Annotated in this window: 6 protein-coding genes; 4 read left to right on the top strand and 2 right to left on the bottom strand. The window is 62.4% G+C overall.

Annotated elements, in window-relative coordinates:
* Window positions 1-202 precede the first annotated feature (202 nt).
* The 4 genes from ACEN88_RS12580 (at window position 203) to ACEN88_RS12565 (ending at window position 9,332) form a co-directional block, all read left to right on the top strand.
* Window positions 203-2,539 carry a dockerin gene (locus tag ACEN88_RS12580; RefSeq protein WP_413340001.1) on the top strand — a complete coding sequence of 779 codons (2,337 nt, stop codon included), beginning with the start codon at window positions 203-205 and terminating at the stop codon, window positions 2,537-2,539.
* 1,039 nt (window positions 2,540-3,578) lie between these two features.
* On the top strand, window positions 3,579-4,835 hold the full coding sequence (locus ACEN88_RS12575) for a hypothetical protein (protein ID WP_413339999.1): 1,257 nt from the start codon (window positions 3,579-3,581) through the stop codon (window positions 4,833-4,835).
* A 42-nt stretch (window positions 4,836-4,877) separates the two neighbouring features.
* A complete protein-coding gene (locus ACEN88_RS12570; protein ID WP_413339998.1) occupies window positions 4,878-8,027 on the top strand; it encodes a TonB-dependent receptor in 3,150 nt (1,049 codons plus the stop codon).
* Between the two features lie 195 nt (window positions 8,028-8,222).
* On the top strand, window positions 8,223-9,332 hold the full coding sequence (locus tag ACEN88_RS12565) for a helix-turn-helix domain-containing protein (RefSeq protein ID WP_413339996.1): 1,110 nt from the start codon (window positions 8,223-8,225) through the stop codon (window positions 9,330-9,332).
* 19 nt (window positions 9,333-9,351) lie between these two features.
* On the opposite strand, the gene ACEN88_RS12560 is transcribed toward ACEN88_RS12565, so the two are convergent.
* Together ACEN88_RS12560 and ACEN88_RS12555 are read right to left on the bottom strand one after the other, a co-directional pair.
* Window positions 9,352-12,441, bottom strand: coding sequence for a family 43 glycosylhydrolase (locus ACEN88_RS12560; protein ID WP_413339994.1), 3,090 nt, complete (start codon window positions 12,439-12,441; stop codon window positions 9,352-9,354).
* A gap of 40 nt (window positions 12,442-12,481) precedes the next feature.
* Window positions 12,482-13,065 (bottom strand): PA14 domain-containing protein (locus ACEN88_RS12555; protein ID WP_413339993.1); only part of this gene is annotated, 584 nt, incomplete at its 5' end.

The raw sequence follows: 13,065 nt of genomic DNA, 5'->3' as shown, positions 1-13,065 counted from the left end.
ACTCCAAGTGCTTCATCGCCCAACCCCTGCTGCGTGATCAATTTAGCTTTGACAGCAAAAATTGGGCGACTACTTAGTACGTGCTTTGAATCAGGCGTTTTTATTTGAAGCTGACTTCCGCAACGATTGTGGCGCCACCCAGCGCGGCGGAGCTACGTTCGATACCGGAAAACGTCAAGCCAATCCTATTTGAGGAGACAATATGTTTCGGAAGCATAATTTGATCGTCCCAACGCTGGTCGCGGCGCTTCTCGCCGGTTGCAGCGGGGGCAGCACGCCCCCCGGCGCGTCCGGCACCGCACCGGCCCTCGCCGCCACCACCGGCTCGGCCACCAGTTATACGAGCGTGAAGTGGGCCGGTGGCGGCTACGTCACCGGCCTCGTCTACCATCCGACGACCGCGGGCCTCATGTACGCACGCACCGATGTCGGTGGCGCCTACCGCTGGAATAATTCGAACGGGTCGTGGACGCCGATTACCGACGGTATCGGTTTCAACGGGGGCGAGAGCGAGTTTCACGGCGTCGAAAGCATCGCCCTCGATCCGGCCAACGACCAGCTCGTCTACCTGGTTACCGGCATGTATACGAAAGACGGCGGCGGCAACCCGTCTAACGGCCGTATCTATGCCTCCAGCAACCGCGGCCTCACATGGACGCACTACGACCTGCCTTTCCCGGTGGGTGGCAATGAAGGCGGCCGGGCCATCGGCGAACGCCTGAAGCTCGATCCCACCAATCCGTCGACGATGTTCTACGCCTCGCGCACGGCCGGCCTGTGGAAAAGCACGAACTCGGGTCAGACGTGGACCCAGACGGCTCTGTCGAGCACCGTGCTCACGGGCGCCCAGATCCAGGCTATCGGCGCCGTGAAGGGCGTCGAGCAGATCATGTTCGACAACTCGAACGTGGGTGGCGGTCAGACGACCTGGATCATGTATGCCGCCGTCGCGCCGGACTACGGCCAGGTGGCGGGCCTGACCTCGACCCTGTACAAGTCCGTCAACGGCGGCTTTTCGTGGACGCCGGTGTCGGTCCCGTCGAACGTGTCCGGTTACTACGTCCCGCACATGGTGCGTACCAGCGACGGCATGTACTATGTGGTATTCAACCAGAACGCCGGCGAGGGCGCCGGCGGTCCCGGTTACCTCTACAAGTTCGGTGGCGTGGCCGGCAATGAGTCCTGGACCCAGCTCTCCAGCATCACGACCGGCGGCGGCTACGGCGGTGTGTCCGTGTACGGCACCGGCTCGACGGCCCGTATCGCGCTGGCCGTGACCGGGACCTGGAGCTCCGCCGGTCCTGTCGTCCAGCTGTCCGACAACGGCGGCGGCACCTGGCGCGAAATCGCGGGCGGCATGCTGCATTACGGCGGACAGTTCTGGGGCTGGATCGACGACATCGAGATCGATCCAGCCAACCGCGACCACATCATGCACGTCACCGGCGGCGGCGTCTGGGAAACCTGGAACGCGTCGTCGGCCACGCCGAGCTGGGACTTCCCGAACAACAACCTCGAGGAGACCGCCACCCTGGCCGTCGTCACGCCGCCGGCCGGCGCGCCGTACAAGTTCGTCAACAGCGCAGGCGACATCGGGACATGGGTCCAGACCGACCTCGCGACGACGCCGACCAGGGGCCCTCTCGCCGATTGGAACAATGGCAACTACGCCGACGTGCTGTGGTCTGATCCGAACTACATCGTCGGTGCCGGCCTCAACAACTCAACGCAACCAAAAAGCGTCTTCGGCTTCTGGTCCGGCGACGCCGGCAACTCGTGGTCGAACTTCGCGACCCTGCCTGCGGGCGCGGCAGCGAACGATTCCGACAACGGGAGTATCGTGACCACGTCTCGCAACAACGTGATCTGGGCGCCGTCCGGCTCGGTGCCATCCTATACCACGAACAATGGCGCGAGCTGGACCGCGACCAACCTGCCGGCGCCGGCAAACCCCGGCGGCTGGGCTAACGGCTATCGCCTGGTCGTCGACCGGAAGAATCCGAACAAGGTCTATGCGTACGATTCGGGCGGCGCATTCTGGGGGCCGGCGGGCAAGGTCTACGTCTCGACCGATGGCGGCCACAACTTCACGCTGAGCCAGGGCTCGGTGTCGGCGAACCTGTACCACAACGCCTTTGATCTCACGTCGATGGTGGTCAACCCCAACGTCGAGGGTGACCTCTGGCTGGCCGACGGCAACGCCGTGTACCACTCGACCAATTCGGGGGCGACCTGGACCAAGCTGAACGGCTTCGCGACGGTCGGTGACGACGGCGCGCGGGGCCAACTGCATGGCGCCAGCGTGATCGCCCTGGGCAAGGCACAGGCAGGCAGCCCGTACTCGGCCGCGGTCTACGTCGTGGGTACGATGAACGGCGTATGGGGCTTGTACCACTCCGACGATGGCGGTGCGACCTGGGCACGCTTCAACGATGATGCGCACCAGTACGGCGGCATCGGCGCGATGGCGGGCGATTGGAACACCTACGGGCGCGTCTACTTCAGTGGCACCGGCCGCGGTCTGGTCTACACCAACTGAGTGATACGTCCCAGACGCCGCCAATGACCGCTGCGGCACCGCAAACGTGCCGCGGCGGTCTTTCGATCTGATCCGCAGCTTGCAACCGGAGCGCCGGTGTCGTCAGGCCGCGTGCATCAAGTCCCTTTGCCATCTTGCACGTGATGAAGTCGCTTCCGTGTCGAGCATGGCCCCGGCTTATGCTGGCCGGTCCATTCCCTCCAGATCGCCCCCCTGGCGCGCATGCTTGCGTGGCAGCTTTTCGACCAGCGGCAGGAAACGCACTGCCCATCGGTTGACCGTGGCGGGGTCGACGGAGCCGTACGGAAACGTATTCCTTTGATCCGGGCATCCCACCCCTTGGTTCCACGATCGGCCTGTGGTGTGGCAGCCATTTCTTCCGGCCCGCTTGCCTGACCGACGCCACCCGTCACGTCCGATTTTTACTATGGCTGACATTCCTTGCAATTTCTGCGGAGTGCAAGAAATTCGATTAGCGGCGATATCGTTGTCCATGACGGACGGCCTATGCTTCACACATGGGTTGGGTTTCGCAACCGCCTCCCGGCCGCAGACGATCCTGGGCTTCACACATTTTCGCTCTCCTCCGTGGCGGGTTTCCGCAGCGGTTTTATGGGGCAGCTTTGGCTGCCCCTTTTTTCGGAGCCGCCCAGCACCGAGACCATTGTTTTAAATATATAAAGATCAAGATATGTCAATACGGCGCCATCGAAGCAGCTGGTTGAACGGTATCGATAATAAAAGCAGGGAGACAAGACGTGCACCTCAGGCTCATTGCATGCAGCAGCAACCGGTCCGCAAACCTTTCGCCGTCCTCGCGTACATCGTCGCGCGCTGTTTTTTTCCGCGTTTTTGAAAACGATTTCATAACGCCGGCGACGCTCTGCCAGTCCGTACATCCTTGACCAGTACCAGCCTCCCTGCCGCGAATGTGGAGCGAAGCGGGCAGGGAGCGATCTTTTCTTGTCATCGGCGCAGCCGGTGCCGAGCAACTTCAGCAAACAAAAAAGAAAGGAAGATTCCAATGAGGAGACAAACCATGAGATTCCAGCTGACGGCAGTCGGACTGGCCTGCGGCATGTTGCTGGCCGGCTGCAGCGGCGGCGGCGGTTCGAGCGACGGCGCGATGGCGCAATCCATTTCGTTCCCATTCGTGGGCGGACCGACGCTCGCCGCCCCGCCCGACGTCGCGACCGTCCAGCTGACGGCGACGGCGAGCGGCGGTGGCGAGGTGACCTTCACGTCGAATACGCCGGATATCTGCACCGTCAACGGCGCTACGCTGTCGCTGATCAAAGCGGGCGAGTGCTCGGTGACTGCAAACCAGGCGGGTGGCAACGGCTACACCCCCGCGTCGGAAAACCAGATTTTCGGCATCCCCAAACGGTCGCAGACGGTGACCTTCCGCAATCCAGGGGCGCTGCCGCTGGATTCGACGCCGGTTCCGCTGGTCGCCACGACCAGCATTGCCGGCAAAGCCGTTACCTTTACGTCCAGCACGCCATCGGTCTGCACGGTCAGCGGCAACACGATGACCAAGGTCGACAACGGGCTGTGCGAAATCACGGCGCAGGTAGTCGATGATATCTATGCCCCCGGCACGGTTGTCCGGAGCATCCCGATCGGCACCGCGCAAGCGGATGCGCTGACGTTCCTGAGCGGCTACAAGAGCATCGACCAGACCAATGAGTCGGGCAGCATCGAGACCTACGCCGGCAGCAGCGCGGACGGTTGGTGGTGTGCCACGAACTGGTGCGGCCGCACCGTGCCCACCGACGGCAACAGCTTCACCTGGTACTACAACATCCAGCCGGATTCCGGCAATGGACTGGGGGGTTACATGGGCGTCAAGCTGCTCGCGGGTGGCCTGGCGAAGCTCGTCGAGAACGGCGACACGCCCACTGGCGCACGGATCGATGCCCAGACGGCCCTGAAGTTCAAGCTCGCGCAGAACCCTGAATGGTTCGGCAACGGCAACAACGGGGTCGATATCAACCTGTACCTCGGCCACTTCGCCGTCAAGGACGGCAAGGCCTGCAACGTGAAGCTGCACGCGACGGTAATGCCGACCGCTGCAGCCGCCACGAGCTACAGCGTCGATCTCAAGGACAAGTTCACGATTGCGGAATCGTGCGGCCTGACGGGACTCGACCTCTGGACCGAGTTGCAGGATTACCCGATCGCGCAAGTCGAATTCTCCGCAGTGAGCGCGAACGCCTCGATGGCGACTGCGGGTACGGACAAGCTGACCTACTCGACCCAACTCACGCTGACCGGCCCCATCACCTTCCAATGACCGCGGACGGCATCCAAGGCATTACATAAAAGGATATAAATAATGACAAGAATTGAGACGAAGATCGTGAGGAAACCGATCAAGATGACCGCGCTGTCGTTGGCGGTGGCGCAGGCCGCACTGGTCTGGGGCGGCGCGGCGCATGCGCAAACGGCAGCTGCCGGCGATCCGCCTACGCAGACGGTGGTCGTGAGCGGCCAGCGCGCCGCCATGCAGTCGGCGCAAAAACTCAAGCAGAACGCCGAGGAAGTCATCGATGCCGTCGTTGCGGAAGAAGCCGGCAAACTGCCGGACAAGTCGATCACCGAAGTGCTGCAGCGCGTCGCGGGCGTGACGATCGACCGCAACCGTTCGCGCGGCGACCCGGAACACTTCTCGGTCGAAGGTTCGGGCATTTCGGTGCGTGGCCTGACCTGGGGTTCGTCCACGCTGAACGGCCGCGAATCGTTCTCGGCCGGCTATCCGGGCCGGGAACTGAGTTGGGGCGACATCCCGCCGGAACTCATGTCCGCAGTGGTCGTGCACAAGAATCCGCCCGCCGAGCTGGTCGAAGGCGGCGTCAGCGGTCAGGTGGATCTGCGTACCGCGCTGCCATTCGACTACAAGGACGGCAAGGTCGCCCTGTCGGTGAACGGCAACTACAACGCCCTGGGCAGCAAGAAGTCGCCGGGCCTGTCGGCCCTGGTGTCGAAGCGGTGGAATACCAGCACCGGACAATGGGGCGCGTTGATCGACCTGTCTGCCAACCGCACCAATTCCCACAACGATACGGTTCAGGTGGATGCGTATTTCCCACGCACCGACATCGTTGACAGCCAGACCGTCTGGATCCCGAAGTCCGCGTCTTTCCGCACCAACACGAGCCAGGTCGACCGTGCCGGTGTCTATGGCGCGTTGCAGTGGAAGAACAACGGCATGGAATCGGCACTGACGTACTTCCATACCGGTTACAAGTCGGCCAACACCGAGAACGCCACGTTTACGGCCGTCGAGTCGCCGTACCTGGTCAAGCCGCTCGATCCGGTTTTCAACCAGGCCGGCATTTTGCAGAATGGCCTCTACACTTACCCGATCGGCGGCGTGGGCGCGAACACCTTCGCGGCCGGCGGCCTGGGTTACCAGTCCGACACTGGCTTCGACACCAGCAAATCGCAGACGCGCGAGGTCGCCTGGAACGTCAAGTGGAGAATCAACGACCGCTGGGCCATCCAGAGCGACTTGCAGTGGGTGCATGCGACGAATAGTTCCGAGGGCAACGTCATGACCTTGGGCACGTTCGTGCCGAACCTGGGCATCGACTTGTCGGGCAGTCTGCCGAAGGTGACGTTCGATGACACTGACCGCGCCTTCCTGGCGAATCGCGACAACTACTACATGAGCTTCATGATGCCGTCGATGACCAAGGCCAAGGGCGACCTGTATGCCTGGAAGACGGACGCGCGTTTCCACTTCGACGACGACGTGCTGCGCGACCTGCGCTTTGGCGTGCGCCTCACCAAGCGTACGGCGGTCCGCTCCGACGCCTCCGGTGGCATCGGTGGCTGGAAGAGCATTGCCGAGCCGTGGTCCGTCAACGCGACGAAGGTGCCGGGCACTCTGCCGCTGCTCGCGGACAAGGGTTGGCAAGCACGCCCCAACGTCAGTTACTTCAGCGATCCGCGCTACGGCAACCTGGTGCAGACGTCCTCGTATACGTTCCCGACGTTCTTCAATGGCAAGATTCCCCAGGTGCCAACGATGGTCGTTCCGGACCCGGCCTTCGTCCGGAACCTGGCCAATAATGCGAAACTCATCCCGGCCCTGCAGATGCAGTGCCAGGACGGCAACGCATACTATGGCACCAACAATGATTGCTCGACCGCGGATGGCGGCTGGAAACCGCTGGCCTACAACGACGATCCGGCCCAGACCAGCAGCCAGCAGGAACGCACCGAAGCCGCCTACGGCCAACTGCGCTTCGGCTTCGACAACTTGCGTTTCCCCGTCGAGGGCAACCTCGGCGTGCGTGTGATCCACACGCGCAGCGAGTCCCACGGCTTCACGATCTTCAATCCGACGTATGGCTCGAACGCGTCGGATGTGATCCCGCGCTTCGCCGCGATCAAGGATCCGGTGAATGCGTCGCAACAGTACGTCGACGTGCTGCCCAGCCTGAACCTGAAGGCCGACCTGACGGACAAGCTGCAAACCCGTTTCGCGTTCGCCAAGTCGATGTACCGTCCGCCGTTCGACAACCTGAACGAGTACATCAACCTGAACCAGAACATCACGTCGGGCACCGGCGCCGAGGCCGGCACCATCAAGAGCATCAGCTACACGGGCAACGACAGGGGTAACGCCAAGCTGAAGCCGGTCCGCTCCAACAACTTCGACTGGACGCTCGAATGGTATCCGGGCAACGGTTCGTCGCTGACCATGGCCGTGTTCCGCAAGAATGTGCGTGACATCATCTTGAACACGGCATTCACCAGGACCTACAAGAGCCTGGCGGGCAACGACCAGACGTTCCTGATCACGGGGCCGGACAACGTCGCAAAGGGTTCGGTGACGGGCCTGGAACTGGCGGGCCAGACCTACTTCAACAATGTGCCGGGGCTGGACCGCATGCTGCCGGACTGGGCCAAGGGCTTCGGCATCTCCGCGAACTACACGTACATCGACAGCAAGCAGGACCTGTACCATCCGTTCACCCAAAAGTATTGCCCGGCGAAAGGATCGTTCAACAACAGCTCGCTGAGCCTGTACGGCTGCGACACGAACGGCCTGCCTTTCACGTCGCTGCCGATCCAGTACCTGTCGAAGAACGCGTACAACCTCATGTTCCTGTATGACCGCGGTCCGCTGTCTGCGCGCCTGGCCTATAGCTGGCGCAGCCGCTTCCTGCAGGGCGTGGGTGCGAACGGCACGGGTGGTGAGGACGCCACGAGTGCCGATCCGGCCCGCGCCGCCGCGAACGGTGGCACGGCGCCGACGGACGTAGGCTACGGCCTGCCGACGTGGCAGGAAGCGACGGGCCAGCTGGACTTTGGCGTGGACTACAGGTTCAACGAGCACATCTCGGGCAACTTCTCGGCGAGCAACCTGACGGACATGGTCGTGCGTCAGACGCAGCAGCAAGGCATCGGCAACATGCCCCGCGCCTGGTTCGAGCCGGGCCGCAGCTTCCGCCTGAGCCTGCGTTACACGTACTAAAGGAAAAGGCGGTCCCGCCTGCGGGGCCGCCCCTGCCTCTGCGTCGACAAGCCGGGCCCGGTGTGGACCGGCTTTATTCGCTGGTATGCGGCTTGACCGCCAGGCCACCGGTTCGCCACTGTCGGACCTGCCACCTTCATTGACATGCACCCGCTATATTCAAAAGCATTGGTCCGGCTGGTCCTGCTTCTCGGTATGAGTACACTGACCGGGTATATTTGCATCAGCCGCAGCCATCACCGCGTCCCGTTGTTTGGGCAGGCAGATTTTTCCTGGCAGTTGCGAACGCATAAAGGCAACGACGCGACAACGAGCCTGGATGCGCGAGTCGATGCCGCGCGCCTGATCATGGAATTCGTCCTGTCAGGCAGCAATTCCAAACCCTATGTATCGAGCGGCCTGCTCTTCAGAGACAGCAACGGTAAACCGGCATTGCTCGACTGGTCCAGATTCGGCAAGATCAGTTTCGAGGCACGCTGCCTCCCCGCCGGTACCATCCGGATCAGTCTCACCACCTTCGATGACAAGCTGTCCAAAGTGGATGATCTGATGACCTACCGTTCGCCGTCGGCATACATTAACTGCGATCAGGACGGGGTTCACGCCGAACTCGATCTGGCGCATTTGACTGTTCCGCAATGGTGGGTCGACTCGAACAAGCTCAATCCATCCGACCTGGGCTACTCGCTGGCCAAGGTTGCGCAGTTCGAAGTGGGCACCAGCACTGCCAGCGGCGTCGGCATCCCGTCGCGTATCGAAATCGCGAATATCGAAATGCACAAGCGGAAATATGGCTACCTGTATTTTCTCGCCGCATTCCTGACGGTAGCCTGGGCGGGTTTCGGGTTCTGGTTCGTCAGGCAGTACGCCGTGGTTTTGGCCAATGACCTTCATGCGCGGATGCAGAAGGACGTGCCACTGGTGGCGTACCAGCAGCTGGCGCTGGAGACACACCAGGAAAAAGGAAAATCCGCCATTCTGCGATTGCTGGCGACGCGTTATGCGGATCCAGGACTGGATCTGGAGACCGTAGTGACGGAAACCGGTGTCAACCGCAACAAGGTCAACGACATATTAAAGGCGGAAATAGGCTGCACCTTCATCGGTTACGTGAACAAGCTCAGATTGACCGAAGCATCGCGCCTGTTGGTGGAAAACACCGGTGCCAGTATTGCAGAAGTCGCCTATTCGGTCGGCTACAGAAATTCCTCGTATTTCATCAAGCTCTTCAAGCAAGAATACCAATGCACCCCGAAGGCATTCCGGGATGCATGCAAAAAGGACGCGCGCGAGCCGGCGCGATAAGGCCCTCCGCTGGCGGCGGTCAGCGGGAGCCCCCGCTTTGACCGATCCGGTAGTAGTCAAAGTCGACGCGGCCGCCGGCGGTCTGCGTCGAATAATAGAAGAGCGCGTAGCGGTAACCCATGAAGTGCGGGAAGGTATAGGTAAGGCGCGAGGGACGCCCGATCGGGGTCCAGGATTTGCCGTCGAGGCTGTAGGAGAAGCGGGCGACTTCAGGCGCCCCCGGTATGCCATAGGTCTTGGCGCCATTCTCGTCTACGCCGAAACGGGCATCGTCAGGCGCGGACTGGAATTCGCATTCGACCTTGAGGTGAACGGTTTTGCCGGAAAGGGGAATGGAGGCGACCTCCTCGGGCTGGCCGGAGTCGGCGCTCACCATGACGAGCGACCTGGCGCCGGCGCTCATCTTTACGCCGACAAAACCGTATTTTTTCTGAAAGGCGGCAAGGCCGGTCCAGTCGCCGTCTTTCATGCCGCTCACGTCGATGCTGGTGGTGGCGTAACTGTCAGGGCCAAAGGTGCGCTGGGTGAGGGTATTCCTCGCCTCAGGCAGGCTGGAATCGACCCGGCTGGTGACGAAGCTCAGGTAGCCGGGGCGCTTGGTGAGCGACCAGTTACGCGGCTCGGGATTGTGATTCCATTGCCAGGCGAGTGGCAGGGCGGGGGCGCCGGGCGAGCGGTCGAATTCGTCGGAGGCGACGATACCGGACGCGCCCGAGCGGCCCTGTCGGCCGGCGGGGATGTCGAGCGTCATGGGCACTTCGCCGTCCTGGCCGAGCACGGGCCAGCCGTCCTTCCAGGTCACGGGCACGAGGTAGGGAACGCGACCGACGGCGCCGTTGTCCTTGAAAAGATAGGCATACCATTTGCCTTCCGGGGTGTCGATGAGGCCGCCCTGGGCGATACCGCGATCATCGAGCGCGATGCGGCCCTCGTAGGGACCGTCGATCTTGTCGGCGCGGTGGACGATGACGGTGCGTGCCCAGCGGGTCTTGGGCGAGGCGATGTTGAAGAGGTAGTAGCGGCCGTTGATCTTGGAGAGCTGCGAGCCCTCGGCTTTGAGTCCGCCCTGGTCGGCGCCGAAGAGGGCATTGGCGTTTTCGATGATGACCTTGTTGACGCCGCCGGGCTTGAAGCCAGTGAGATCGGGTTTCAGCTCCCTGAGCGAGATGCGGCCGCCCCCGAACACCATGTAGACACGACCGTCGTCGTCGAAAAACAGGCTGTGGTCACCCAGCGCGGGCTCGAAACTCGTTTCTTTCCACGGGCCGCGCTCCGGATTGCGCGTGGCGTAGATATGGGTGCGTCCTCCAGCGGTGGCGGAGAACGTCGAGGCATAGAACATGCCGTCGTGGTAACGCAGGCTGCTGGCCCAGGAGCCCTCACCGTAGGCGTTCTTGCCGTTTTCGAGGCGGAAGGCTTCGTTGTCGGCCAGGGTGTCATAAGCGTACGAGGCCATGCTCCAGTTGACCAGGTCCGTCGACTTCATGATCGGCAGGCCCGGGCTCATGTGCATCGTCGTGCTGCTCATGTAGTAGGTTTTGCCGACCCGGATGACTGCGATGTCCGGGACGTCGGCCCAGATCACGGGATTATGGGCACGATCCGCCTTTGCCGCCGGGCCGGGCCGGGGCGCGCCGGAGTCGCGGTCCGCCGGCAGGTCGTGGTGCGCGAATTGCCAGTAATCGAACTTGAAGAGTTCTTCGCCGGCCGCACCGCGGAACACGAAGAAGACATCCTGGACGCCGGAGGCGCCGGAGACCCGGACCGACTGCGGCTTCCATTGGCCGCCGGTTCCCGAGACCGGCAGCGTGCCGATCAGCTGGCCGTCGAGCTTGCCCAAACGAATCTCGATCTTCGCCCCGGAGGCCTGTTTCGGCTTGGCCGTGCTGGAGAGGCTGGCCATGAAGGCGCGCGCGCCGGGCGCGCCGAAATCGACATTGCGCACCTGGATGTAGGCCCCGTCGTGGATGTCGCGCACATTCTGGCCGCCGGCGCTGCTGGGTTCGATTTTGACACCGGACGACCACGCAATGGTCTCGGCTTCGACGCGCTTGTAGGGATCGAGGGTGGCGACCGGTGCCGGGCCTTCCCTGGTCGGTTGCACCATCGGGACCGAGCCGTCCGGGTTGAACTTCAACTCATCGACGGCAACGGAACGCTTGAAGCCGTCGCCTCCTGGAAGCGCGGCGTTGTGGTAGAAGAGGTAGGTCTTGCCCTTGAAATCGACCACGCCCGGATGGTTGGTGAACGCACTTTGCGGGGGCATGACGACGCCGCCGTAGGTCCACGGGCCTTCCGGTGTGGGGCCGGTGGCGTAGGCGAGATGCTCAGGGATGGGACCACCTGCAAAAAACAGGTAAGCGAGATTCTTGCGCTTGTAGAGCCAGGGACCTTCTTCGTAGGACGTGCCGCGCAAGGCGCGCTTCGGAAGCGTCGTGCCTTGTGTGTCCGGAGGATTGCGCTCGCCCAACGCCTTGACGGTCATCGGATGGCGAATGATGCCATTCTCCCCGACGCTCGTGTCGTAGGAAATCATGTCCTTGTTCAGCTTCACCGACCACAGATTCGGGTTGCCCCAGGCGAGATAGGCCTGGCCGTTGTCGTCGATGTAGACGGTCGGATCGATGCTGTCGTACAGGCCGCCGGCGTGGCCGGCGATCAGTGGTTTCTTGATGGGATCGGTGTACGGGCCGAGGGGATTGTCGGCCACCAGCACGCCTATGCCGCGGCCTTGCACCGGGGCGTAGAGATACCATTTGCCGTCCCTCTCGATCACCTGGGGAGCCCAGGCGCCATTATCAAAACCGTCCCAGCCGGAAATCTCCTTGGCGGCCCAGGCGAAATCCCGCAGGGAGGCGATCGCGCCATGCTGGGTCCAGTTCACCATGTCCGTCGTCGTGGCGAGCACCCAGTCCTTCATGTTGAAGTTGTTTTTTTCGCCGACATCCTGGTCGTGGCTGGAAAACAGGTAGAGCGTGCCCTTATGGACCATGGGTGCCGGATCGGCGGTATACATCGTTTGAATAATCGGGTTGTGCGCGAATGACGCCGCGGGCAGCGAAGCCAGTACGGACAAGAGAACGAGAGCGGGGCAGTGTGTCTTTTTCATGAATGTCGGAAGTGAGGTGTGGAACGTGGAGCGGCCCTGATTACTCCTTCGGGCGGATCGGCGGCAGCGTGCCGGCAGGCGGCCGCCCTATCAGGCTGCGCGGCAAATAGCTGTAATCGGCCGCACCGGGCCTTTTCCACGCAAGCATCAGCGCAAGATCTGGGCCTGGGCCCTGGAAGTAGCGCAGGCGGAAATTGTGCAAGCCCTTCTCCAGCTTGATCCTGGTCGCCACGGGTGTAGGGGCGTGGATGCCGTCGTTGTCGATCACGTTTTCATCGTCGATGCTGAGAACGGCACCATCGTCGGCCAACAGCATCAGCTCCCAGGTGCCGGTTTCGGCAATATTGACGGTAAAGCGAATATCCAGACCGAACCATTCGATCGTCGAGCCCATACCGGGAAAGCCTTCGCGGAAGGAGCGCGGCACGATATCGAGTTGGGCCAGGCAAACGCGCTTGATCGGCTTACGCCCGCGCATGTCGTACACCGATTGGTTGCCGGCAGCGAGGCGATATACGTCGGCGACCATATGCCGATCCGACGCTTCGGCGCATTCCTCAAACAGCTTGGGAGGCGCGCTGGCCACGACCTCCTTCGCGGGCGCGGCCGGGGCCGCGAAGGAGG

Origin of the sequence: Massilia sp. CT11-108 (genome assembly GCF_047302915.1) — a bacterium.
GTDB classification, from domain to species: Bacteria; Pseudomonadota; Gammaproteobacteria; order Burkholderiales; family Burkholderiaceae_D; genus Telluria; species Telluria orientalis.
This window is presented reverse-complemented; position numbering and strand designations above follow the sequence as displayed.